The organism is Chryseolinea serpens (genome assembly GCF_900129725.1).
Taxonomy (GTDB): Bacteria; Bacteroidota; Bacteroidia; order Cytophagales; family Cyclobacteriaceae; genus Chryseolinea; species Chryseolinea serpens.
On sequence record NZ_FQWQ01000001.1, the window covers coordinates 1,041,821 to 1,064,912 of the forward strand.

Here is a 23,092-nt window from a genome sequence, read left to right on the forward strand (position 1 = left end):
AGCGGGGATACCGGTCGTGGTCTTTAGCATTTTTATCTTTTCGCTATGCAACAAAAGCCCTTTGGCAAACTACCCTCCGGCCCACGGCAGGAGCGCATCCTTAAATCTCCCCAATACCAGGGCGACGGCTTTCAGAACATCCTGGAGACTCCCATGCTGGCGGACGACATCTCCTATTTCCGGATGTTCAAGGAATATTTTTTCCACGACGACGAGCGCCGCCCCACGCAGATCCTTCCCTCCGTGCGCACAGACCTGAAGGCACTCCCCGATGGCGAACCCACCCTGGTCTGGTTTGGACACTCCTCCTACTTGCTCCGCATCGAAGGCAAAACCATCCTGGTGGACCCCGTCTTCAGCGACCGCCCCTCGCCCGTCCAATTTGCGGGTACAAAGGCATATCCCATTCAAACGCCTTATTCACTGGACGATCTCCCCGAACTCGATGCCGTTATCCTCACCCACGACCACTATGATCACCTGGACTATAACAGCATCCTCAAACTAAAGCGTCATACCAAAAAATTCTACACCGCGCTCGGTGTAGGCTCCCACCTGGCCTATTGGGGCGTGACCGAAAGCCACATCCAGGAATTCGACTGGTGGGACAGCGCCACGATCTTTCCCGGCATACAACTCACCGCCACACCCGCCCGCCATTTTTCGGGTCGCGGGTTCACGCGCTACAAGACGCTGTGGGTGTCATTCGTTCTTCAAACCCCTACGCACAAGATCTTCCTCGGCGGCGACTCGGGCTACGACGACTCGTTCAAAAAGATCGGTCAAACCTTTGGCCCCTTCGACCTCGCCCTGTTGGAGTGTGGCCAATACGACCGTAAGTGGCCCCTCATCCACATGGCGCCCGAACAAACGGTGCAGGCCGCCGTCGACCTCCAGGCCCGTGTGCTCATGCCGGTGCATTGGGGCAAGTTCACGCTTTCGGTGCACCCGTGGCGCGACCCCATACGACGCGCCACAAAACAGGCCGCCATCCTGGGACAGAAGTTGACCACACCGCTCATCGGTGAGGCGATCAGACTTAATAGTTATTTGCCCAACACACCGTGGTGGGAAGAACGGATGGGCTAGTGTTCGATACTCGTTTTTGGGAACCCAGTAACGAATCGTCAATGATGTTTTATCGAAGACCCTAAAGCCTTTACGGCTTTCAACAAAGGAACGAGTTTGGCGTTGGGGTCTTCATTGTCAAAGGAATGCGCATAGGTTTGTTGTGTCGTGGTGACCTGGAGTGTGCCTTGCAGCGCCGCGTCGGAAGCCCTTTGCATGCCCGGTGAGGGAAGACCGGGGATAGTTTGAAAGGGCACATTTTTTAAAGTCTTCAACAACGCACGCCATTCTTTCGCCGCCAACTTCCTTCCGGATTGCTGTACCTTCTCATCGGCCCTGAAATTCTCTATCCGCACCACCACGCTATCGGGTGTGACGCGAATGCGTTCTTCGTATCCACGGGTGGACTTCGTGAAATCAATTTGTTTTATACCCTCCTTTTGTTGGGCACTGAGCGAACCAGCCGTCATCATGATCAACGCGCAAAGCACAAAGGCTTTGAGCGGTACTCCAGCACTTCGTGATGCTCCCATGGACAGGGATCTGGAACGAGTGGGTGAATGGGCGGGGCGTTGTAGCGTCATAAGGTATCTATCGATTATGGAAAAACAGCCAAGGCAGTAGGTCGGTGTCGGCAAATGCATTGATCCAGCTCTCATGGCCCACATCCGGGTATTCGGTATATTTCACTTCGGCACCCAATTCTTTCAGGCGATCGCGCATCCGTCTCGAGTTTTCTACGGCCACTACGTCATCCTTCTCGCCGTGGAAAAGCCAGAATGGAACACGCGAAGCCTCTTTTGAATAAGCCCTCACGTCTCCACCTCCACAAATGGACACGGCACCGGCAAAGGTTCGGGGATAACGATAAACCGCCTCCACCGCGCCCATGCCCCCCATCGAAAGACCGATAATATAAACCCGTTTCCTGTCGACGCCCTCGTTCTCCTTCATATTCTCCAAAAGCTCCATCACCGTTTTCAGGGCGTGCGTGATCGTGTAAGCTTTATAATTGAAATCCAGGTCGAAGGGACGCTTGTTACGTTGGAATTTGACGGAGGCCCAGTAGTCGTTTTCCGGGCATTGGGGCACGACCACAAAGCAGGGAAACGTGCGCCGGTTCTCCCGCTTCAGGAATAGACTTGCCCCCCATTTAAGCTGCTTTTCGTTGTCCGTGCCCCGTTCCCCGGCGCCGTGCAGCAGCAGGACCACGGGATACTTTTTGAGCGGATCATAGCCTTCCGGATACAAGATCCGGTAGGGCATGGTCAACCCAGCCGTGCCCGTAAAGGTGTACTTTCGATAAAGCGAAGAGTCCTGCGCGATCGCCATAGACATTACGGTGGAGAACAGAAAGAGTGTGCCAAGTGACTTCATTGCGGTTTTGGGACCAGAAATTAGGTAAAGTAATAAAAACAAAAAAGCCAGGCGGTTGGCCTGGCTTTTTGTACTGGAATGATGTCTTATTAATTGGCTAAACGTACGTTAACCGCATTCAAGCCTTTTTTGCCTTCTTTGAGTTCAAAAGTGACTTCATCATTTTCGTGAATCTGATCGACAAGAAGTCCTGAGATGTGTACAAAATACTCTTGTCCTGTTGCTGTTTCCTTGATGAATCCGAATCCTTTGGATTCATTAAAGAATTTTACTGTTCCTTCTTTCATTATTAATAATTATAAAAACTTGGGGCAAAGATAAGGGAATATTTCCAAGTTATACGCATGGCACCGTTCCCAACCAAAGAAAATTCTCAACGATGGCCCGGTTCCCGGTTTCAAAAGAATCGCAAAATAGTTTGCACAACAACGAAACTAAACACCGCAACTTTGCGTATTGAGAGTAGAACGAATTATGTATAACTTACTGATAAACAACGAGAAACAAACAAAATTTCCCTGGAGAAGCCTTCTCCGGAAGGGTGTGTTGTCTGGCGGAAGAATGCAGCATTTAAATACTGAAAAGCCTGCAGAAGGAGATATGACTATGGAATGGAACACCGTGTATTTAAGAGGAAAGTCAAACTTCGAAAACGAGGTACGGCACAATCTGGAGCATAATGGCTTCAGGTTCATGCCCGGTTTCTCGCATGAAAAGGGATTGGCCCTCTATTGGATCGAGGACAAAAAGTGCCTCCGCGAATTTAAAAAAGCCATCGGTAGCAAAACCGTGTTCAAGTACAGACTACGCTTTTACAACAGCATCGAAGAGTTTGTCGAATCAAAACACAATGCCGCTACCCTGCACCTGCCCTTAAAAAGCAGGATTTAATGTTTTTGGCCTTCCGGCCCGATGCCCGTTATTACTCGCGTTAGCAGCAATCGATTCCTAGCCTTTTTTCTTCAGCCAAGTATCCGTCGCCTCCACCAGTTCTTCTAAGAATTCCTTTTTTCCTTTTTTGAACGAATGGTCGGCACCTTCAAAAGTCACCAGCGTGGCCGTTGGCAGCTTGCTGCAAACCTCCGTGATGAGGCCTATTTCGGCGAGGGCGTCTCTGGTGCCTTGCAAAAACAGCATGGGGATCTTTACGCTTGCCAGGTGCTCTGCCCGCTCCGTTGCGGGAGCCCCGGCGGCGTGAAGCGGAAAACCATAAAAGACTATGCCTTTCACAAAACCCTTGTCGTTGGCCGACAAATAGCGCGCCGACATCCGGCCTCCAAACGACTTACCGGCAGCATACAGCGGCACCCCGGCGGGAAGTAAGCTTTGCGCGCGCTCTAACGCAGCGCCTACCGTCTTTTCCGCGACAGCGGCCACATCCGGTCTTTTTTTCTTGTTCTCCATAAAAGGAAAGTTGTACCGGAAAGTGCCAATGCCGCGATCGGCGAGTTGAGTGGACAATTTCTCCATGAAGGCATGCGTCATGCCCGCGCCGGCACCATGGGCCAGCGCCAGGATAGCCTTCGGGTTGTCGGGGAGAAACAGGATGGCCGAAACTTCGCCGATGCTATCGGAAACCTTGAACTTGATGGATTGGGTTTTCATTCGTGCTCAAATAAGAATTAGGGAGAACACGAAGATATAGAATTAGTACGTCATTGCGAGGGAGCAAGGCCCTGCCCTTTCCTTACCTTAACCTATCCCGGAAAAAGCGCGAACCTGCTCCACATCGCAATGACGAATTAATTGGGGGCGATCAACTAAGGTTGTATCACAGGGCCCCAATAGTTGTTTACATCGTTAAAATAACTGTGATCGTTCGTGGCGGGCCAATGCATTTTATCAAAGCCCGGCATATCCGCGAAGCTGGCGCGGTCACGGTCAAGGACAAAACATTCCTTGTCCGCATTCAGGTGCAGCTCGCCGAACGGTATGGCAAACAATTTTCCCCCCAATCCGAGGAAGGCCCCGAATTCGAGCACGACATATTCGATCCTCCCACTCATAATGTTAATCATGAGGTTGTTGATCTGACCCAAGTGATCACCCTTGGTGTTTTCAACTGAATCGCCTATGATACTGGTGGCCGTTAACCGGCGCACCGGCGTGTTGGCCGCCGGACCTGCATGATTGTGTCCGGTCACGTTGTCGACTTCATAATTTCTTCCATGCACCTTCATAAAACCTCCTGCTTTTGGTGGGACATTCTTTTTTCAATTGAAGTGCCTAAATAAAAATCATGCATACTAAAGACGATCCCCAGTGCGTGGCACCCTTATCTTCTCACGCGAAGCTTTGGAATTCACCCAACAATGGGGGTTTTATGTAAACAGTCGGGAGGGCATTCTGTTTTCAAATTATTTTTTAAAACGGGTGTGCTTCACGCCTTTTTTTGTTTTGAAGAGACGCTGGAAAAAGTTGCGGTCGGAACGTGACATGCTGCAGTCCAGTTTACCGGCCAACTCGGGCGACAGCGCCGGGAAGTGCGCGCCGGTGATGGCCCTGAGCTCGGGATCTTTATTCATGCGCTGCAGCATGCCGGCCACGATGGGCAAGGCCGTAGCCGAACCCTGTCCCATGGACGTGCTCCGGAAGTGAATGGCCGGGTCGTCGGCTCCCACCCAGCAGCCGATCACCAGTTTCGGGGTGATGCCGATGAACCAGCCGTCGGCGTTGGATTGCGTGGTGCCGGTTTTGCCGGCGAGGTCGTTGTTGAGCCCGTATTTGGAACGCAACCCCGAGCCGGTGCCTTCGTTCACCACCCGCTTCAGCATGTGCAGCATGATCTCGGCCGTTTCTTTTGACAGGGCGCGCTCGGACTTGTTGTTCTTGCCAAACGAATCGAGCCGCTTGCCCTGGTTGGTGGTGATGGTCGTGAGATAGACCGGCTTCCGGTAGCTTCCCCCATTGGCAAAGACGCTATAGGCACCCACCATCTCCATCATGGAAATAGACGGCGTGCCCAGCGCGATAGACGGCACCGCCGGCAAGTCGCTGTGAATTCCCATGCGGCGGGCGATGGCGATGGCATTGGGGATGCCGGCTTTTTCCAGCAGCTTCACCGACACGGTGTTGACCGAACCGGCCAGACCACCCTCCATGGAATATTTCTGATCATAGGTTTCCGAGTTGGAATTTTCCGGTGTCCATCCCTCCATGTTGGTGTATTCCGTCCGGCGGGCCGACGTGTAGTCGCAAGGACTCACGCCCTGCTCGATGGCGGCCGCATAGACAACAGGCTTAAAGGTTGACCCCACTTGTCGCCGCGTGCTTTCGCGAACGTGATCGTACTGAAAGAATTCGTGGTCGATCCCTCCCACCCAGGCTTTCACCGCGCCCGTGCGGGGGTCGGTGGCCAGCAAGCCGGTTTGTAAAAACTGGAGATGATGAAGCAGCGAATCGTAGGCGCTCATTTTCATTTCCCGTTCGCCCTCCCAGGTGAAGACCTTTCGCATGCCGCTTTTTTTCAGGTCGGCCATGATCGCCTTTTCGGGACGGCCATCGGCGGATTCGGAAATGTATTGAGGAAGGGACTTCAGTTTGGATGCCGCGGCACTTTTGAGACTGCGCTTGTCCACCTGGCCAGCGAACCGGGTCTGCAACACTTTCATGTGAGCCTTCATGGCGGCCTCGGCATAACGCTGCAGGCGCGAGTCGATGGTGGTGTATATTTTCAGACCATCGGTATATAAGTTATAAGGTGTGCCGTCCGGCTTTTTATGATCCTGGCACCAGGCCAGCAGTTCAGCTTTGAGGTATTCGCGGAAGTAAGGCGCGAGACCGGAGTTGTGGGTGATCCTTTGGTAGCGCAGCTTTAGCGGAAGGGCTTGCAGGGAATCGGCTTCCGTCTTGGTGAGGTAGTCGTATTTCTCCATTTGTGCCAACACGACATCTCGCCGCAATTTGGCGCGTTCAGGGAACAAGCGCGGGTTGTAGGTGTGGGTGGCTTTGAGCATCCCGATGAGCACCGCGGCCTGGTCGGTGGTGAGTTTGTTCACCGGCGTGGAGTAAAAGCGTTCGGCCGCAGTCTTGATGCCATAGACGTTGTCGCCAAAGGGAATGGTGTTGAGATAGAGTACGATGATCTCCTCTTTTGAATAGACGCTCTCGAGCCTGCTGGCAATGATCATTTCCTGGATCTTGTTCACCGCCAAAGAGAACATCACGTGCGACTGGCGCGGATAGAGGTTCTTGGCCAATTGTTGCGTCAGGGTGCTTCCTCCTCCCGCGGACTCACTTTGAAAAAAAATGCCTTTGATCAATACGCGGAACATGCTCCGCGTATCGATGCCCGAATGTTGGTAGAACCGTGCGTCTTCGGTGGCGATCAGAGCGTTTTTGAGTCTTTTGGGGATGTCGGAGCCGGGCACGGTGGAGCGTTCCTGGAGATAATAACGGCCCAGCAAAACACTGTCGGCGCTATACACTTCGGTGGCCACCTGGTGACGGATGTCGCGCAACTCGTCGCGGCCGGGCACGTGGCCGAAGACACCAACCCAAACCATGGCCACAAACAAAACGGCCAGGATGCAGAGGCCGGCAAAGAAAAATAGTATGGAGCGAATGATCCGCTGATGGCGGAGCGATTGCTGGATAAGGCGGTTCAGGAGCGCTTTGCAGCGTTCAACAAGTTCAAAAAATGATTCTTTCATAAGAGGGTCCGCAAAACTAACGACAACGGCGCGACAAAAAGCATGCGCGGTTTGTAATTCTCCGGTCAACGGTAAAAACGGGCCGTATTTTGTTGATTCGGGGCTTTGAAGATGATATGGGATGCCGGAGTGAGACTGGGGTGTGTAGATTTTCCACGGCTTTAAAGGTCAGGAGCCAGAATCCAGGAGCCAGAATCCAGTAGCCAGTAGTCAGTAGGAGTGCGAGGGTGAGAGTGTGGGTGAGTGTGTGCTGGCTCGGAGGGAAAAAATGCACAGAACCGCAAAGGCGCGGAGGGCGTCCTTGCGGTTAAAACCTTGAATGCGCAGTCTCCTATTCGCTCTTGAGGACCTCCGCCGGATTGCTCCTTGCTGCCTTCATCGTCTGCGACCCGATCATCAGGATGGCGATGAGCAACACTATCAGCAAGCCAACGGACAACTCGGCGATTTGCACGGGTGTGTGATAGGGAAAATTCGTGAGCACCACCTTTTCAAAAAAGACGTATGTCGCCGGCAGGGCAACGAGCGCCGACACCGCGAGAAGCAATAGAAAATCGCGACTCAGTAAGAATACAAGGCTGCCGGCGGTGGCGCCCATGATCTTTCGGATGCTGATCTCTTTTAGTCTGGTCTCGGTGGTGAACACCACCATGCCGAACAATCCCATCGACGCAATCGAAATGGCAAGGAGCGAAAGGAAGCCCATGATCTTGATCATCGCTGAAAATTCGCTGTAAGCCTCTTCAATGGCTTCGTCATAAAATTTCGCCTGAAAGGGATGAACGCGATCAATCTTCTTCCAGGCCGACTCGATCTTCGCCAGGGCCCCCGGCAGGTCCGTGCTTTGTATTTTGGCATTGACAACGGCCCGGTCGCCGGGTGTCCAAAACATGAAGGCCACCGGCTCGATGAGGTTGTCGACCTTGCCATAGTGAAAGTCATTCATCACGCCGACTATGGTCATCTTGCGCCCATGTATATTGAAACTACTGAAGGTGATCTCCTCCCCTATGGCTTTACCGGGGTCGCCGGCACCGATGTTCAGGCGTGTTAACACTTGCTGGTTAACGATCACTTCCGTGGCGGCGTCTGCTGTGGTGGGTCGGAACCTGAAATTTCCTCCAGCGGCGAGTTTGTGTTCATGCAAAGGCAAATAGTTTTCGTCGACATGGTTGGTCAGGACCAGCACCGAGTCGCGCGAATCTTTGTATTTCATATACCCACCCCAGGCATTCCCCACACTGGTGATGATCAACGACCGGGAGAGCCCGGTGATCTCAGGCATTTCGCCTAGTTCCTTGAGAAGGGCTTCGGGATTATTGTCCTGCATGTTAATGTTCAGGATGTGTTCTGTTTTGAACCCCAGGTCGAATGCCAGGATGTTCTTATACTGCACATAGCCAACCGCGGTGGCGGTTATAAAGATCAATGTGACAGTGTACTGAATCACCACCAGGGCGCGCCGGACGATTACATGTTCAAATACTTTCACCGACGACACATTCCTGAGCGCATTGATCGCACTGACTTTCGAAAAGAATATCGCAGGCATAAAGCCGGCCATAACACCTACGGCGATCGAAAAGACGATAAAGGCGACAACCATAGCCGGCGTGAGCTCCAGCTTCACCATGCGTTGCATCTCTGGAGCGATGTTGATGAGCTGCGGTCGCAGCACGAGAAAGATCAGGAATGAAAGAAGCAGGGCCGCCAGGGAGATGATGATCGCCTCCGCGAGAAATTGCTGCCGGATCTGGCTTTTTCCGGCGCCGATCGCTTTGCGGAGACCCACTTCCTTAAAGCGACGCAAGGCCCGTGCCATCGAAAGATTGGAATAGTTGAAACATGCCGACAAGATCACCACCAGCGCCAGGCCACCAAGTATCCAAACCACCACGGGAGGCATGTGCGGACCCGTGGGCCCCATGGGGCGATGGAGCTCCTCTCCGACCACGATCTCATAAAGTGGAAGAAGTTCAAGTTGGATCTTCGTGTCCCGATAGCTATCGGGACGATTCTCCTCCCGGGCCATGGCATCGAGTTGTGACTGGATGGAGGCTTTATCGGCATTTTCGGGCAGAAGCAGATACACGTAGTTCGAATACATACTTGCCCAGGACTCAAAACGATGATCGTCTTTATTGATTTTTTCAGCCGTGGAGAACGACACGAGCGCCTCGAAGTTGAGATGCGAAAAGAAAGGAATATCCTTCATGACACCGGTCACCTGGTAATCGAGGGTATCGAATCTGATGGCCTTGCCGAGTGCAGATTCGTTGCCAAAAAGTTTCCTGGCAGCGGTCTCCGTGAGAACGATCGAGTAAGGATCGTTGAGCGCCGTGGCGGGATTGCCTTCCAGCATCGGAAAGGTAAAGATCCTGAACAACGAGGGCTCGGCCCAGAAGCCTTTGATCGGAACAACATTGTCGCCAACTTTCGCGTCTTGTGAAAAGTCGCTGCGCAGAATGGCGACTTCTTCAATGCCGGTCATTTTCTCGCGGATAAGTTTTCCGGTCTTTATCGATGTGGTCCCGAACTTTCCGTTTTGAACACCATTGGAAGTCACTGCGTTGGTGATGCGATAGATCCTGGCACCCTGTTTGTTGAACCTGTCGTACGAACGCAGGTCGAGTACGAACGCGATCAGCAATAACCCGACGGACATACTGATGGCAAGGCCAACCATATTGATGGCCGAAAACAGCTTGTTACGCATTACGTTGCGTCCCGATGTTTTGATATAGCTTCCGATCATATTCAGTTTCTTTTTTGCGTTTTTGATCTCAACGCAACTTAAATATGAAAGCTCAGTTATTCCAACGGACTTTCCTGAACGACCAATCGGCTGATCCGAATGCCGCTTTTCAAGACGCGATTCCGTCCCGTCCCGTCCCGGGAGCTATCGGGACCAATGGGATCAATCTTTCCCCAGCCATTCCTTAAAATCTGCAACCCGATCGCCGCTTACAGCAACTTCTTGTTTTGTTTTTGGCATCAAGTCCAGCTTGAGTTTTCCTGCCGAGATCGTGTGTACCATTTGGATCGACTTCAGCGACACCACAAATTGCCGGCTGACCCGAAAGAATTGTTTTGGGTCGATGATCTGCATAAGCTTATCAAGACTGTAATCTATCGGGAGCGTTGTGCCGTCATGTGTAACCAACAAAACTGTTTTTTCCTCCAGATAAAAATAAGCAATGCTTTCCGTTTGGATCGATCGGATCTTCGTCCCAACCGTTACCATAAATCTGTCCTTGAACGGCGGATTATTTTGCTGGCTCAACTGGTTCATCAAGGTCTTCAGATCTGCTTGCATTGATCTCGTTTGGAGTTCATTACCGGATCGCAAAGACCGGAATTTATCAAGCGCGGCAGCAAGTTCCTCGTAATTCACCGGCTTCAACAGGTAATCGATGCTGTTGACCTTAAAAGCCCTGATCATGTAGTCATCGAACGCCGTTGTAAAGATGATCGGGGTCATCAGGTTCAATTTGCTGATAATTTGAAAACTGTCGCCATCTTCCAGGTGAATGTCCATGAAGGCAAGATCAACGGCAGCGGCCGGGTTGGTTTGGAACCAGGAAATGGCATCCGCCACGGAGGCAATTTGAGCCAGCACATGGATGGAAGCATCGTACTTTCTTATCAACGAAATCAGGCGTTGGGCGGTCAATCGCTCATCTTCGATCACTACGACATTCATAGCAGCGGAATTTTTACCGTGAACAACTCCCCATCCTGCCCGGTTTGCACGGGACTTTTGGTAAGAAGCTGATACCGACTTTTAATATTTGCCAAACCGATCCCTGTCGATGTGGCCCTTTCAAACTCATCTCTGGGCCTGACCGGGTTTGCTACAACCAGGTAATCCCCCTTAATCAAAATCGTGACCATCAAAGGTTCTTTCTCCGACATACGATTATGCTTAACCGCATTCTCGATCAGAAGTTGCAAGGTCAATGGCGCGATCCGATACCTTTCTGCCTCCTGGTCAGTTACGGAGACCTTCACCTCAAACTTATTCTCGAACCTGATCTTCAACAGGAACGCGTAAGCGCTAAGGAAGTCCAACTCTGTTTTTAGCGTAACGGTTTCGTTGTCCTTCTGCTCAAGAATATAACGATAGGCTTTGGAAAGCTGATCGATGAATTTTTCGGAAAGGTTCGCATCCACATGCACGAGCGAAGATAAGATGCTCAGGCTGTTGAAAAGAAAGTGCGGGCTAACCTGGTTCTTCAACGCCTCAAATTGCGCCAGGGCATTCTCCTTCATCAGTTGCTCGGCCTGGATCTCCATCTGACGCATCCTGAAATGCGACTTACGATTCAGGATCAGGTAAAAAATGGAAATGGAAATCACAATCGTTAGCCCGGTATTCGTTCGCCTCAAGGCATTCCACCATCTAAACTGAGGCGGCCCGCCAAGCCGGTGAAGTTCCTTCTGGTTCATCGACTCCACCAGCATGGACCAGAACCTGACATTGAGTTTGAAGAGAAGTTGTGACAATACCACGGCCACCACGGCGACGACAATGGACAAAGCAATGGTTTTGAACCGCAGTTCAAGTATGCCCGGTCCGATGATCTTTTCGGTGGCGTCAATAATGCGATCAATGGCCAGGATGAGCACAGCATAAAATACAAAGTTCACCACGGCGGGGAACACCAGGAATTGCACATTGTTCCAATTTCCAGGAATGCCTTCCCGCCAATGTTCCAAGGGGATGCTGACAGAAATTGTAATGGGATAATAAATGCACAGCACCGTCAGCGCCAGATACATCGCTTGTTTAAAACTTATCTTTCCCTGCTTCGAATCCGTCATAAAGAGCAAAGGTATGCAAGCCAGGAATTTATCCATTTTCGAGGCAGGGCAAGCATTCCGGGTCCAGGAATTTTCTTGTGGAATGCCAGCTTTTGGGGTTTGAATCGGAGTCTAGTCCTTGGTGGGTTGAGCGGGAACGATAAAGACCTTTTCGCCGCGTCGAAAATCGCTATTCGCCGCCGCCTTCACGGTCAGGGTATTTTCCGCGAGGGCCACGACGATCTCGCGGTGGCTTCCAAAAAAACGGATGGTTTTGATTTCGCCGGGCCAACCCTTCTTGTCCGTCCGGGAAAGGGAAAAGTCTTCCGGACGGGCGATCGATGGGGAGGTATCCCTCGCGCTACCCGACAATCGGCCGGATTGGGATGGTGTCAGCAGATTGAAGGTGCCGAAGAGGCCGGCGGCATAGGCGTTCACCGGCTGGCGGTAGATGTTTTGGGGAGAATCTTTTTGAACGATCTGCCCGTCTTTCATGATGATGATCTCGTCGGCCCACGGCAGCGTGTCGGCCGGGTCGTGCGACACCAGCATGCAGGTGATGTTGAGGCGGTGGCCAATGTCGTCGATGACCGACTTCAGGATGTTCTTGTGCACCATGTCGAGGTTCGTAAAAGGCTCGTCCAGCAACAACAACTGCGGTGAGCCGATGAGCAGCTTTGCGAGAGCGACACGCTGTCGTTCGCCGCCCGACAGATGATCGGTTTTGCGCGAAAGAACATGGGTGATCTCGCAAACGTCATACAACGTGTGGGCCACGGTGTCCGGGATCTTGTTGGCATACTGCAACACCTGTTCGATGCGCAACGACTTGGGCAACTCGAAATGCTGTGACAAATAACCAATAGCAGGATGACCGGGCACAAGCTTCTCGCCAGCCCCCAACACGCGCTCACCTTTAAACAACACTTCGCCTTCGTCGGGTTGGTTCAGGCCGGCGATGGCTTTGAGGAGCGAGCTTTTTCCGGAGCCCGTTTCGCCGGCGATGGCAATCTTTTGAAGTCTCGCCTGCGAAAAGCTGATGTCGTTCAACACAAAGCCTTCTTCTTTTTGGATGCGAAGACCGGATACTTTTAAGAATGTCATCTGCGTTTCTAGGGCTTAATTCTGGGATACTATTTTGGATGATTCCGGTTATGCGCCACAACATTTTTTAAACTTCTCCCCTTTTCCACATGGACACGGATCGTTGCGTTCGATGGTAGCTTTTGCGGGCACGTCACGCTTTGCGGCCATGTCCTGGTGGAAGGCTTGTGCGAGCAGTGCGTAGAGGTCGGGATGATTCTTTTTTAACAGCTCGGGCCGCTCGAAGAAATACTCGCCCACCACGGCCAGGAACTCGCTCTCGTTGGTGGCGCCATAGACGTCGATGTCGCTCTTGCCTTTCAGAATATCTTTGATGGAAGCATGGATGAGGTCCAGCCACGGCCGCGCATAGGCTTTGTTGTTGAGGATGGTGGGAATGCCATCGATGCTGCCGTCTTCCTTGTCGAGCAGGTGGATGAATTCGTGGATGCCCACGTTGTGTTTGTCCGACTTGTTGCTGAAGCCCTCGTGCAAGGCCGGCTTGGACAGGATCATTTTGCCCTGCAGGTTGCCACTGCCCACCATGCCCAGGATGGCCTCGTCCTTGCTGCCGATGTCATAGTCACGGTCGAAGTGGCCGGGGTAGAGCAGCACCTCGTCCAAAAACGTGTAGTCCCACTCCGGGAAGCCGAACACGGGGATGGCGGCGCTGCTGGCCACCAGGAGTTTGTCGGTGATGTCGACGGTGGTCTCAATGCCGGTGACGCGGACGTTGACCAGGAAGCGCATGACATCGTTTTCGAACCGCTTTTTTTCGTCGTCCGACAGGTTGCGGTAAAACCCCACCTTCTCATCCAAAACCAACCTCCAGGATGGGGGAAAATCGCCGGTCGCCTTTTTCTTGCGGTGTTGGCCGCTATAAAAGATGGAAAACACAATGATAAAGGCGATGATGAGCAAAAAGGGGATCATATCACGGGCGCCCAATTTTAAGGGATGGCAATTTAATAATATATTTGCCCCCTTATTTCAAAATCATGATTTCAGTTGACGCGGTCAGTGTAGAGTTTAACGGTTCAGCCCTTTTTAGCAACATCACCTTTAACATCAACGAAAACGATCGCATTGCCCTCATGGGCAAGAACGGCGCGGGCAAATCCACGCTGCTCAAGATCATCGCCGGCGTGAACAAACCCACGCGGGGCAAAGTATCGGCCCCCAAAGACGCCATCATCGCCTACCTCCCCCAGCACCTGCTGACGGAGGACAAAGACACGGTTTTCCAGGAAGCCTCCAAAGCCTTCTCGAAGATCCTGGACATGAAAAAAACCATGGACGACCTGAACCTGCAGCTCGAAACGCGCACGGATTATGAGTCGGACGAATATTCGAAAATCATCGAACAGGTATCGGAGCTGAGCGAAAAATACTATTCCATCGAAGAGATCAACTTCGACGCCGAAGTGGAAAAGACCCTGCTCGGTCTGGGCTTTCTCCGCTCGGATTTTGAACGCCCCACCAGCGAGTTTAGCGGCGGCTGGCGGATGCGCATCGAGCTGGCGAAAATCCTGCTTCAAAAGCCAGACCTCATCCTGCTGGATGAGCCCACCAACCACATGGACATCGAGTCGATCCAGTGGCTGGAAGAGTTTTTGATCAACAACGCCAAGGCCGTGATCGTGATCAGTCACGACAAAACCTTTGTCGACAACCTGACCAACCGCACCATCGAAGTGACGATGGGCCGCATCTACGACTACAAGACCAACTACACGCACTACCTGCAACTGCGCAAGGAACGTCGCGAGCAACAACAAAAACAATTTGACGACCAGGCCAAACAAATTGCCGACATCCAGCAATTTATCGACCGGTTCAAGGGCACCTATTCCAAAACGCTACAAGTGCAGTCGCGCGTGAAGATGCTCGAGAAAATCGAGATCGTGGAAGTGGACGAAGTGGACAGCTCGGCATTGAACCTGAAGTTCCCCCCTGCCCCCCGCTCCGGAAACTATCCCGTGATCATTGAGGGCATGACCAAGAAATATGGCGACCACGTGGTGTTCAACGACGCCAACGTGACCATCGCACGCGGCGAACGCGTGGCGCTGGTGGGAAAGAACGGCGAGGGGAAGTCTACGCTGGTGAAGGCCATTATGGGGGAAATTGATTTTGATGGAAAGATGCAACTGGGGCATAACAGTATGATCGGCTACTTCGCGCAAAACCAGGCTGCTTTGCTGGAGGAAGATATTACGGTTTTTGATACGATTGACCAGATTGCGCAGGGCGATGTGCGCTCGAAAATTAAAGACATTTTGGGGGCTTTCATGTTTGGAGGGGAGACGATCGAGAAGAAGGTGAAAGTGCTCTCCGGTGGGGAACGTACACGCTTAGCGATGATCAAATTGTTGTTGCAGCCGGTGAACCTGTTGATCTTGGATGAGCCTACCAACCACTTGGATATAAAGACCAAAGACATCCTGAAGGAAGCGCTTATTGCCTTCGACGGCACGCTCATTTTAGTATCTCACGATCGTGATTTCCTGGACGGCCTCGCTACCAAGGTGTTCGAATTTGGCAACAAGCGCATCAAGGAACACTTCGAGGACATCAATGGGTTCTTGCGAAATAAGAAGATGGAGAACTTGCGGGAGATCGAGCGGAATAACACGAAGTGATAAGGTATTTTCGCCTTTCCGTGTTCCCCAACTCCAAAATTCTCCACAGTGTTCACACCCAATCTTTCCAAGTAAGGTCAACACGGTCTCTGTAAAACCCCCTACCAACTTCCAGGTAAACTGCGGGTTCCAGAGATTTATCAATTCCAATGAGTATGGCCAAGGGCAATGCACGCATATTTTCTTTTGCCATATTCGAGGGGTCGTCCGAAAATATTTCCCAACCGTCCTCATCCCATCGCATTACTTCAGTAGCCTTCTCACCAAACAGAACGCTCAAGTCGGTCACTACGGTAGCGTTGCGAGGTACTGCGTAATTCCATTCGCGGACCAGCCATTGCCAAACCGGTTGTGAGGCAGCGTCAAATGGTGTTGACATGTCGGGAATATCAAGTGTATGATGCTCTTCATCCGGCAAAATTTGCAAGACTTTAATTCCATCTTGTTTATAAAAATCAAACACACCCAAGGCCATTATTTTACTCCAGGACTCGTGAGTTATTGAAAGTGAAAATGAGCCCAGTGACTCCACGCTTAAGCTTAAGGTTTGCCATTCCGCGCCATTTCTAAGCACGTCAACCATTCGCTTGATTATCGCCGTTACTTCATTCTTGGAATAAAATTCCCCGCCGGCCAAGATAAGCTCGGCACCAAACCTTTCACTACATCCAATTGTATACGCAAACCTTGGTGTCTGGCCACCCGCCACTAAAGTCACATGATTCCCATGGTTTTCTATATTAGATCGAATCGTTCTAAAAAAATCTATTTCATCTTTCATTTTACGGAGTTGTTACCCACATCACTTCGCTACCCCAAGGGCACATATTCAGGAAGACGTTGCCAAAATGTTGTTGGTGAAGAACACCAACAACGGCGGCAGGCGGAAGCTGTGCCTAGTCCCGAAAAAACTCTTTGCAATTATCGTACACAGATTTAGGAACCTCTCTACGAGTTAGCACATGGTCAATGTCATCATGGAAATATGAACTTGCCGTTCCCTTCTTCCAAACCGAATGGCCGATGTCGCTGCTAAAAACCCAAAAGTTCCTTTGTTCATCAAGATAGAAGGCCCACCTTTGAACCGTACTCATGTTATATCCATAAGAAATGACGGTTCTCCCCTCGTTGTCGTATGCCTTGTATCTCACAAAGTTTCTTTCTAAATACACCTCGATCTTTAAGCTCTCATCCTCAAGCTCGTAGGTTCCAGGCTCAGTTATTTTTCCGCCTTTCCACGCTGCGCCTCCGGTTCGGCTGCAGCAAGCGAGAATAAGAATGGATATCGATAATGCTAAATTTCTCATTTATCTATCAGTCTTCAGACTGCCCAAGATCAAAAATATGGCGGACAGTACCAACAGAAGATTTTAATACAGTCAATCACCACGGCCTTTGTTGGTGTTCTTCACCAACAGGCAACGAGAGGGAATGCATTATCGTTGGGGAATATCAGCAAGAAACACCCATTGAGGGAGACGTTGTCGAAAAATGTTGTTGGTGAAGAACACCAACAACGGCGGCCAACAACGGCGGCCAACAACGGCACCCGGCGTCCGGCAATCACCACTCATCCAAAAGCAGAGAATTCATTAACATTTTCCTCTACCCTTTCAAACAGCTGTCGCATCAGGTGGTTGCGGCGTTTGTATTTTGCACGGTAGCTGTCGATCCGGTTGTGCAGCGATATGATCAATGCCAGGGGGACGGCCCGGCGGATTCTCAGTTCGTCCTTTTGGGCATATTTCATCGATTTAAAAGTCGATGAGATCACGCCGCGCTTTTCCGTGAGGTCTTCCAACGCCTTGGCGCGCAATGCTTCCCAATAATCGACCTTGAATTGAATTTTGTCCTCGACCGAGAGCTTTGCCCCGTCTTTGAATTTCTCGTCGGCTTTTATTTTCCATTCCGCCAGCAATGCTTTCCACGAGTTGAACTCGTCTACAGCCCAGCGCAAGGAATCGGTGATGCCCGTTTTTTTCTTGGGTGTTTCGTCGGGGTCGTTCTTTTCCTTCTCCTCCTCGGAGGGATTGATGCCAGCTTCTTCGGGGCGAAGGTGCGATTTGACGACCAGGTCCAATAGCGGACTGTACTGACTGGTGCCCCAAGGTTTTTTATCTTCGTCGGGGTTGGCAAGGAACACGATCAGGTCCCAATGTTCGCCATAGGACGTGATGAGTGCATCCAGTGCAAATGAGATACTGGTGAGCTCGCGCAAGTCGTTCCAGTCGCCCACCCACATGGGGTCGAGGGTTCCGTGGTCGTTTGTCTTTTTGGTTGGCACGACGTCGTCCGGGTAAAATACATTGTCTAGTTTGAAGACGGGTGCGGATCCATGATCGCTGCGGCCGTCGGCCGAAAATTCTTCTGCGTAGGAGGCCGATATCGACAGTAGCGCGGTGCTGCCTTTTTGGTTGTCGACGATGTCGATGGTCTTGTAGCCGTTCAATTGATCTTTCCACAAGGCCACGCTGGTGGTATTCTTATCTTTCACAACGGCACGGACACTCCTTTGCAGCATGCCCATCGACGTGAGGGTGAGCACGGCGGTGCCGGGGTCGTCGGCAAACACGCTGGCATAACGGGCGGGCCACCGGCCGATGATCTGCGGGCCGTCCATAAGCAAACCGATGAGCAACGACGGTCCCACACCACGGATCACCTCCGACACGGGTTCAAGCTGCGCCAGGTCTTCGCAGATCAAGGGGCAAAGCGTGAGCCAGGGGTTTGGTGAAAAAAACGACAAGCGTCGTTGCCCGATGGCAATCCGCTCGGCCCATTCGCGCTCCACGGTAAAGCTCCCGGTCAATTCGTATTGGATCAGTTGACTCCGTGTCAATTTCCACCGGTGATGTTTGGTTTGCAGCATCTTGTACCACTTTCCAGAGAAATATACCGCCAGCACAACCGCGTTGTAATCTTGCTTGTCGAACGTGATGCCGCCAATCACCATCGGCATATGTCTCAGGCAACCGTCGGCTTCCCCGTCGCCATCGCAGTCGGAATTCTTTCGCTCGAATTCATCCTTTAACATTTTGAGGAGCAACTGGTATTGGTCGTATTCCAGCGACAATTCCGGGAAAACCAGCACATGCACGTTGCCCCGTTCGGTGTTCACTTTTTTCAACATCTGCAACAGCGATTGGAAGCCTTCCTCCTGCCGCTTTTTGCCATCGTAGCCGAAGTATCGCAAGGTCTCGAAGGTATCGGGCTGGCTTTGGAAATCGTGGTTGTCGATTTCCCTTGGCCAAGGCACGCAGAGCACGTTCAAGGTATTCTGGTCGATGTTCACCCAGGGCACGGAGCGCCACATGATCTCCACTTCGGTGTCGAGGTAAGCCAGGTAGAGCGAGAGCGAACGGATGGTGAGTCCGGTTTGGGGTGTCCGCATTTTGGGAACCACTACTCCGCCGAACTTGGGAATGCAGGTGAGCGATCCCTGGGTAACCAACAACAGGTTGGCGATGAAATAGACCAAGCTGGTTTCCGGCTTTTTTATGCCGGGCAAGCCAAAGCCGGCAGAGGCCTGGTCGGCCAAGGCCAATCCAAGGATCAATTTTTCGGTTAATTCTTTTGCTCCATCCGAAGTCAGCGCCTTCAGCTCATTGAACTTCACCCTGCCGCAGCATGCCTTCAGGTCTGTCCGGAAGTCGGCAATCTCGGCGGGAAGCTCGATATCCTTAGCGGTAGTGATGCTGGTTTGAATGGCTACCAGCCATTGCTTACACGCCTTTCCGAATCGCCGTTCATAGTCGGTGCAAGCATAGCTGCTGGCGATGATGCGGTAGGCACCTGTCTTTTTCAGAATGAAGGCACAAACCAGGAACAGATCGGGCGGCCATAAAAACGCCTGGTCGATGTCGGTCCAGTTCGGGTTCAATTGTTTGATGATGTAGGCGATGGATTCCGGGTTGGAAGCATCGGTGGGGGCAGTTGTTGTATCAGGCATTTTTTCTAACGTTGTCGCGCTTTCCTTGAAACTGAAGTGGAGGGCTTCCACTTTCAGTAAGGTTTTGTAGTTCATAAGAGCACTTACCAGTATCAATTCCTGTGTTGCAGAATTGAAAGTTGTCTATGCCAAAGGGATTGCTCCGCTGCCGGAGCCTCACCGCAGCAACACATAGACACAAGGACGAAGACTTTAACTATAGATCTTGCTGATGACCGATAACCCATTTCACTCAACGACAGGCACAAGATTTCTTCTCCCTGTTTGTTTGCACCAGAACGTTCACTATGCAGATTGGCCGAATGCCGTATTTAATGTAGCCAAAGAATTCAACATTGAAAAGTAAAAGGGCAGAATTGTGACGCCTTTAACTATTCGACGTCATGGTCCCTTGTTTATGATGAATGAATTCAGTGATGCAGGAGATGAATTGTTGATGAAATACCAGGAAGAGCGCACACATTAAGTGAGGGCGTAGCCGAAAAGGTTGTTGGTGAAGAACACCGACAACGGCGGCGAGTTGTTCAAAATGTTGTTGGTGAAACACCAACAACGGCGGTGGTTGACCTTCTATTGTTTACTCTTTAAAGCTACCAGCACCACCAAGAATATTAATCCGACGCCTCCGACGATGGCCGCCGCCCTTGTTGGTGTTCTTCACCAACAAGCAACGAGGGGAATGCATTGTCGTTGGCGAAATATCAGCAAGGGAGCACGCATTGAGGGTGGCATTGCCGAAAAGGTTGTTGGTGAAGAACACCAACAACGGCGGTTGGCGGTAGGCGGTTGTTGACCTTCATTGTTTATCCTTTAAAGCTACCAGCACTACCAAGAGTATTAATCCGACGCCTCCGACGACGGCTATTACAATCTGGATGGATGAAAGACAGGGTGGGCAATCCGTACCCGCCATACAGGGTTCACATTGGGGTTGATGATATCTAAACAAAAAAATACAAAGAGCCTCCAACAGCAATAGGGCCGTTAGCTTCTGAGATGAAAACTTTGTCAAATTCACTCAATTTAAAATGTGACGCTAGTATCTTCATTCACAATTTCTATGATTTGCCGCAAACAGTCACTTCGTTCACCCGGTAAAAAATCATTTTCGTTAAAGAACTTATTCAGGGCATCTATTTGACCTTCTTCTGACAGTATTTCGATATCACCCCCATCATACAGAAATAAATTTCTTCTGGAGGAATGTGTGCTTACTTCACCGAAATTATAGACTGCATTGTTATTTCTCACAACGGATACAGGTCTTATCCAAATACCAATGTCTGTGGGGGGTTCTACTGAATTATACCTGCGTAATCCATCCAGTATGTACTTTTTCAATTTGGCATCAACCTCGGGGGTCTCTTCGAACGGTGGGTTTCCTCGCTTGTTACAAGAAAATGCCGCAAGGCTTAAAATTCCAAAAATCAACAAAGCTTTCATATATCAATACTCTTTTAAAAAATCCTGCATCGTTGAAATAATCCAGAAACCCGCGACGATCCATTTTCTTCGCCCTGGTATACTTCAGCAATGATAGCAAAAATGTTTCAACCGCGAATTTGTCCGTTTGGGGAATAAAGTCTTTTTGTTCGTCATCGTTTGCTGGCACTTTTGAAGCTTCGCTGGGATTGGTATGACCTGGAAAAAGGGGTATCTTTCAACGGCGCGACAGTGATTCAATTAGGGAAAGATGGGACATCAGCCGACGTTTAAAAGTTTGATCCGGATAAATCTCCTGGCCACGGGGGTGATCTGCTCGGTGTGTTTTATTTTCCTGCTCATTGCCAAGGTGGATATCGTTCGCGCCGTGTTCGTTTCGGTGATGGGGGCCGTCATTATGCTGGTGATCGGCATCGGCGACATTTATGTTTTGGGTTTCAAGCCGTCTCACGATACCTATATCACGCTGACCAGAAAGCAAAGGAAATTACGCTACCTGTTGTCCTATGCCCTTAGCCCATTTATTTATCTGTTTATCTGGATCCTCTTTGAACCCGTTGCCAGCGATCACCGGCTTCATTGGACAGATCGTTCCTTTATGGCCATCATTGTTCTCTCCAGTTGGTTGATGAATACCTTCATCATCCTGCTCTACCATTACAATTTCCTGCAACAGGCCAAGATCCAGTCGGAATTTGAGAATCTGGAATTAAAGGCCATCATCAGCGAGACGGCGAACCAGGTATTGAAACAACAGATCCATCCTCATTTTCTTTTTAATGTGCTGAACACGGTTAAAACCCTGTATAAACAGGATGTCAGGCAAGGAGAAACCTACCTGGTGCATTTGGCCAACTTCTTAAGAGCATCCCTTTCCAACCCCGCCGCCCGGATCGTCAGGCTCGAGGACGAGCTTCAGCTTTGCTGGGATTACATAGAAATGCAGCGCGTGCGTTTTGGCAAGGCGCTGACCTACCAGGCCGACGTACCGCTGGAGATCACCCGGCAAAAATATGTTCCTCATTTTTCGTTGCAGGCTCTACTGGAAAATGCCATCAAACACAATGACCTGACGGAAGAGTCGCCGCTGAACATCCAGATCGTCGTTGAAGGCGGCTACATCAAAGTCATCAACAATCTTCAATCCCGGCATTTTAAAGAGCCGTCTACGGGACAGGGCTTACCTAATCTTGCGGAACGCTACCGGCTGTTGAGCGGAGACGAAATTCACATTACGCAAACCGAAACTTGTTTTGCGGTAACGATAAAATTATTAGACGATGAAGGTAGTAATCATAGAGGACGAGCGACTCACCGCGGATGATCTTGCGGAGACCATCCAGCAGTTCGACACGAGCATTGCGATCTCAGCAAAACTGCTGTCGGTAAAGGACGCCGTTCAATATTTCCAAAAGCATGAAGCGCCCGACCTGATCTTCAGTGACATTCAGTTGGGCGATGGGCTGAGCTTTGAGATCTTTAAGGCCACGAAAATCAACGTGCCGGTTATCTTTTGCACGGCCTATGATGAGCATGCCCTGACTGCCTTTGGAGCGAATGGCATCGATTACCTATTGAAGCCCTTCACGTCATCATCGGTTGGTGCAGCGTTGGAGAAATTTTACAGGATAACAAAATCGACCCCGCGCCAGGAGTCGTTGCCGCTGGAGAAGATCATGAAGTTGTTCGAAACACGGGGAATGGAAAACACATCCGCGATCCTGGTGCACTACAAAGAAAAGATCCTTCCCATCAAACTCCAGGACACCGCCGTATTTTACCTGGAGGGCGATGTGGTTCACCTGGTCACGTTCGACCGCAAGGTCTACTTCCCCGGCAAAACCCTGGAAGAATTGGAGAAGATCGCCGGAAAGAATTTCTACCGCGCCAACCGCCAGATCCTGGTCAACCGTGAGGCGATTGTCGATGTGTCCAATCACTTGGGACGAAAGCTTTGGGTGAACGTGTCGGTCCCGCTGAAGGAAAGCGTCACCGTCAGCAAAGAGAAGACTCCGCACTTCCTGAAATGGCTCTCCGGCGATAGCCCCCGGTCGTAGCCCCATCACAACAAAAAA

The 23,092-nt window shown here is 51.0% G+C and carries 21 protein-coding genes; 6 read left to right on the forward strand and 15 right to left on the reverse strand.

The features are described 5' to 3' along the window. Window positions 1–45: 45 nt before the first annotated feature. Window positions 46–1,089, forward strand: coding sequence for an MBL fold metallo-hydrolase (locus BUB30_RS04050; protein WP_073131287.1), 1,044 nt, complete (start codon window positions 46–48; stop codon window positions 1,087–1,089). Window positions 1,090–1,127: 38 nt separating this feature from the next. Here BUB30_RS04050 and BUB30_RS04055 read toward each other — a convergent pair whose 3' ends face one another. The 3 genes from BUB30_RS04055 to BUB30_RS04065 all read right to left on the reverse strand — a co-directional run bounded on the left by BUB30_RS04055 (window position 1,128) and on the right by BUB30_RS04065 (window position 2,732). Continuing rightward, window positions 1,128–1,601, reverse strand: coding sequence for a hypothetical protein (locus tag BUB30_RS04055; RefSeq protein ID WP_143164755.1), 474 nt, complete (start codon window positions 1,599–1,601; stop codon window positions 1,128–1,130). 58 nt (window positions 1,602–1,659) lie between these two features. Further along, window positions 1,660–2,445, reverse strand: a complete 786-nt coding sequence (locus tag BUB30_RS04060) for a carboxylesterase family protein (protein ID WP_073131291.1) — start codon at window positions 2,443–2,445, stop codon at window positions 1,660–1,662. Window positions 2,446–2,534: 89 nt separating this feature from the next. Then, window positions 2,535–2,732, reverse strand: a complete 198-nt coding sequence (locus BUB30_RS04065; RefSeq protein WP_073131293.1) for a cold-shock protein — start codon at window positions 2,730–2,732, stop codon at window positions 2,535–2,537. A gap of 187 nt (window positions 2,733–2,919) precedes the next feature. Here BUB30_RS04065 and BUB30_RS04070 point away from each other — a divergent pair, with 187 nt between their 5' ends. Then, a complete protein-coding gene (locus tag BUB30_RS04070; protein WP_073131295.1) occupies window positions 2,920–3,336 on the forward strand; it encodes a hypothetical protein in 417 nt (138 codons plus the stop codon). 57 nt (window positions 3,337–3,393) lie between these two features. Here the strand turns inward: BUB30_RS04070 and BUB30_RS04075 are convergent, their stop codons facing one another. From BUB30_RS04075 to BUB30_RS04110, 8 genes are all read right to left on the reverse strand, one after another. Further along, a complete protein-coding gene (locus BUB30_RS04075) occupies window positions 3,394–4,050 on the reverse strand; it encodes an alpha/beta hydrolase family protein (protein ID WP_073131297.1) in 657 nt (218 codons plus the stop codon). Between the two features lie 155 nt (window positions 4,051–4,205). Next, window positions 4,206–4,625 carry a PRC-barrel domain-containing protein gene (locus BUB30_RS04080; protein ID WP_073131300.1) on the reverse strand — a complete coding sequence of 140 codons (420 nt, stop codon included), beginning with the start codon at window positions 4,623–4,625 and terminating at the stop codon, window positions 4,206–4,208. 177 nt (window positions 4,626–4,802) lie between these two features. After that, entirely contained in the window at window positions 4,803–7,097 is a 2,295-nt protein-coding gene (locus BUB30_RS04085) for a penicillin-binding protein 1A (protein ID WP_073131302.1), read from the reverse strand. Between the two features lie 331 nt (window positions 7,098–7,428). Then, window positions 7,429–9,852, reverse strand: a complete 2,424-nt coding sequence (locus tag BUB30_RS04090) for an ABC transporter permease (RefSeq protein WP_073131304.1) — start codon at window positions 9,850–9,852, stop codon at window positions 7,429–7,431. Between the two features lie 162 nt (window positions 9,853–10,014). Then, window positions 10,015–10,800: a LytR/AlgR family response regulator transcription factor gene (locus BUB30_RS04095; protein ID WP_073131306.1), complete on the reverse strand. Its 786-nt coding sequence runs from the start codon at window positions 10,798–10,800 to the stop codon at window positions 10,015–10,017. Beyond that, window positions 10,797–11,921 (reverse strand): sensor histidine kinase, encoded by a 1,125-nt coding sequence (locus BUB30_RS04100; RefSeq protein WP_073131308.1) that lies wholly within the window; start codon window positions 11,919–11,921, stop codon window positions 10,797–10,799. Before BUB30_RS04100 ends, BUB30_RS04095 begins: the two co-directional genes overlap by 4 nt. A 111-nt stretch (window positions 11,922–12,032) precedes the next feature. Continuing rightward, window positions 12,033–13,004 carry an ABC transporter ATP-binding protein gene (locus BUB30_RS04105; RefSeq protein ID WP_073131310.1) on the reverse strand — a complete coding sequence of 324 codons (972 nt, stop codon included), beginning with the start codon at window positions 13,002–13,004 and terminating at the stop codon, window positions 12,033–12,035. A gap of 48 nt (window positions 13,005–13,052) precedes the next feature. Further along, window positions 13,053–13,916 carry a M90 family metallopeptidase gene (locus BUB30_RS04110; RefSeq protein ID WP_073131312.1) on the reverse strand — a complete coding sequence of 288 codons (864 nt, stop codon included), beginning with the start codon at window positions 13,914–13,916 and terminating at the stop codon, window positions 13,053–13,055. Window positions 13,917–13,981: 65 nt separating this feature from the next. On the opposite strand from BUB30_RS04110, the gene BUB30_RS04115 reads away from it, so the two are divergent. After that, window positions 13,982–15,625, forward strand: coding sequence for an ABC-F family ATP-binding cassette domain-containing protein (locus tag BUB30_RS04115; RefSeq protein WP_073134771.1), 1,644 nt, complete (start codon window positions 13,982–13,984; stop codon window positions 15,623–15,625). A gap of 52 nt (window positions 15,626–15,677) precedes the next feature. Here BUB30_RS04115 and BUB30_RS04120 read toward each other — a convergent pair whose 3' ends face one another. The 3 genes from BUB30_RS04120 to BUB30_RS04130 all read right to left on the reverse strand — a co-directional run bounded on the left by BUB30_RS04120 (window position 15,678) and on the right by BUB30_RS04130 (window position 19,649). Next, window positions 15,678–16,406 (reverse strand): DUF4262 domain-containing protein, encoded by a 729-nt coding sequence (locus BUB30_RS04120; protein WP_073131314.1) that lies wholly within the window; start codon window positions 16,404–16,406, stop codon window positions 15,678–15,680. A gap of 115 nt (window positions 16,407–16,521) precedes the next feature. Further along, complete coding sequence (locus BUB30_RS04125; RefSeq protein ID WP_073131317.1) at window positions 16,522–16,932, reverse strand: hypothetical protein; 411 nt, start codon at window positions 16,930–16,932, stop codon at window positions 16,522–16,524. 263 nt (window positions 16,933–17,195) lie between these two features. Then, a complete protein-coding gene (locus BUB30_RS04130) occupies window positions 17,196–19,649 on the reverse strand; it encodes a hypothetical protein (protein WP_073131319.1) in 2,454 nt (817 codons plus the stop codon). A gap of 418 nt (window positions 19,650–20,067) precedes the next feature. Here BUB30_RS04130 and BUB30_RS04135 point away from each other — a divergent pair, with 418 nt between their 5' ends. Further along, window positions 20,068–20,367, forward strand: a complete 300-nt coding sequence (locus tag BUB30_RS04135) for a hypothetical protein (RefSeq protein WP_143164756.1) — start codon at window positions 20,068–20,070, stop codon at window positions 20,365–20,367. A gap of 230 nt (window positions 20,368–20,597) precedes the next feature. On the opposite strand, the gene BUB30_RS04140 is transcribed toward BUB30_RS04135, so the two are convergent. Next, the gene (locus tag BUB30_RS04140) at window positions 20,598–21,017 is read right to left on the reverse strand and encodes a hypothetical protein (RefSeq protein WP_073131323.1); all 420 of its coding nucleotides are present in this window, start codon (window positions 21,015–21,017) and stop codon (window positions 20,598–20,600) included. Window positions 21,018–21,294: 277 nt separating this feature from the next. On the opposite strand from BUB30_RS04140, the gene BUB30_RS04145 reads away from it, so the two are divergent. Together BUB30_RS04145 and BUB30_RS04150 are read left to right on the forward strand one after the other, a co-directional pair. Beyond that, window positions 21,295–22,341, forward strand: a complete 1,047-nt coding sequence (locus BUB30_RS04145) for a sensor histidine kinase (protein ID WP_178377016.1) — start codon at window positions 21,295–21,297, stop codon at window positions 22,339–22,341. Next, window positions 22,298–23,074, forward strand: coding sequence for a LytR/AlgR family response regulator transcription factor (locus BUB30_RS04150; protein ID WP_073131336.1), 777 nt, complete (start codon window positions 22,298–22,300; stop codon window positions 23,072–23,074). The genes BUB30_RS04145 and BUB30_RS04150 overlap by 44 nt, the downstream gene beginning before the upstream one ends. The last annotated feature ends 18 nt before the right edge of the window (window positions 23,075–23,092 follow it).

What these genes read in the sequence shown, in the direction of transcription:
- BUB30_RS04070 (WP_073131295.1), top strand. Translation starts at nt 2,920, where the DNA reads ATGTATAACTTACTGATAAACAACGAGAAACAAACAAAATTTCCCTGG.
- BUB30_RS04060 (WP_073131291.1), bottom strand. Translation starts at nt 2,445, where the DNA reads ATGAAGTCACTTGGCACACTCTTTCTGTTCTCCACCGTAATGTCTATG.
- BUB30_RS04140 (WP_073131323.1), bottom strand. Translation starts at nt 21,017, where the DNA reads ATGAAAGCTTTGTTGATTTTTGGAATTTTAAGCCTTGCGGCATTTTCT.
- BUB30_RS04055 (WP_143164755.1), bottom strand. Translation starts at nt 1,601, where the DNA reads ATGGGAGCATCACGAAGTGCTGGAGTACCGCTCAAAGCCTTTGTGCTT.
- BUB30_RS04065 (WP_073131293.1), bottom strand. Translation starts at nt 2,732, where the DNA reads ATGAAAGAAGGAACAGTAAAATTCTTTAATGAATCCAAAGGATTCGGA.
- BUB30_RS04105 (WP_073131310.1), bottom strand. Translation starts at nt 13,004, where the DNA reads ATGACATTCTTAAAAGTATCCGGTCTTCGCATCCAAAAAGAAGAAGGC.
- BUB30_RS04085 (WP_073131302.1), bottom strand. Translation starts at nt 7,097, where the DNA reads ATGAAAGAATCATTTTTTGAACTTGTTGAACGCTGCAAAGCGCTCCTG.
- BUB30_RS04130 (WP_073131319.1), bottom strand. Translation starts at nt 19,649, where the DNA reads ATGAACTACAAAACCTTACTGAAAGTGGAAGCCCTCCACTTCAGTTTC.
- BUB30_RS04050 (WP_073131287.1), top strand. Translation starts at nt 46, where the DNA reads ATGCAACAAAAGCCCTTTGGCAAACTACCCTCCGGCCCACGGCAGGAG.
- BUB30_RS04125 (WP_073131317.1), bottom strand. Translation starts at nt 16,932, where the DNA reads ATGAGAAATTTAGCATTATCGATATCCATTCTTATTCTCGCTTGCTGC.
- BUB30_RS04090 (WP_073131304.1), bottom strand. Translation starts at nt 9,852, where the DNA reads ATGATCGGAAGCTATATCAAAACATCGGGACGCAACGTAATGCGTAAC.
- BUB30_RS04075 (WP_073131297.1), bottom strand. Translation starts at nt 4,050, where the DNA reads ATGAAAACCCAATCCATCAAGTTCAAGGTTTCCGATAGCATCGGCGAA.
- BUB30_RS04150 (WP_073131336.1), top strand. Translation starts at nt 22,298, where the DNA reads ATGAAGGTAGTAATCATAGAGGACGAGCGACTCACCGCGGATGATCTT.
- BUB30_RS04100 (WP_073131308.1), bottom strand. Translation starts at nt 11,921, where the DNA reads ATGACGGATTCGAAGCAGGGAAAGATAAGTTTTAAACAAGCGATGTAT.
- BUB30_RS04095 (WP_073131306.1), bottom strand. Translation starts at nt 10,800, where the DNA reads ATGAATGTCGTAGTGATCGAAGATGAGCGATTGACCGCCCAACGCCTG.
- BUB30_RS04080 (WP_073131300.1), bottom strand. Translation starts at nt 4,625, where the DNA reads ATGAAGGTGCATGGAAGAAATTATGAAGTCGACAACGTGACCGGACAC.
- BUB30_RS04120 (WP_073131314.1), bottom strand. Translation starts at nt 16,406, where the DNA reads ATGAAAGATGAAATAGATTTTTTTAGAACGATTCGATCTAATATAGAA.
- BUB30_RS04110 (WP_073131312.1), bottom strand. Translation starts at nt 13,916, where the DNA reads ATGATCCCCTTTTTGCTCATCATCGCCTTTATCATTGTGTTTTCCATC.
- BUB30_RS04115 (WP_073134771.1), top strand. Translation starts at nt 13,982, where the DNA reads ATGATTTCAGTTGACGCGGTCAGTGTAGAGTTTAACGGTTCAGCCCTT.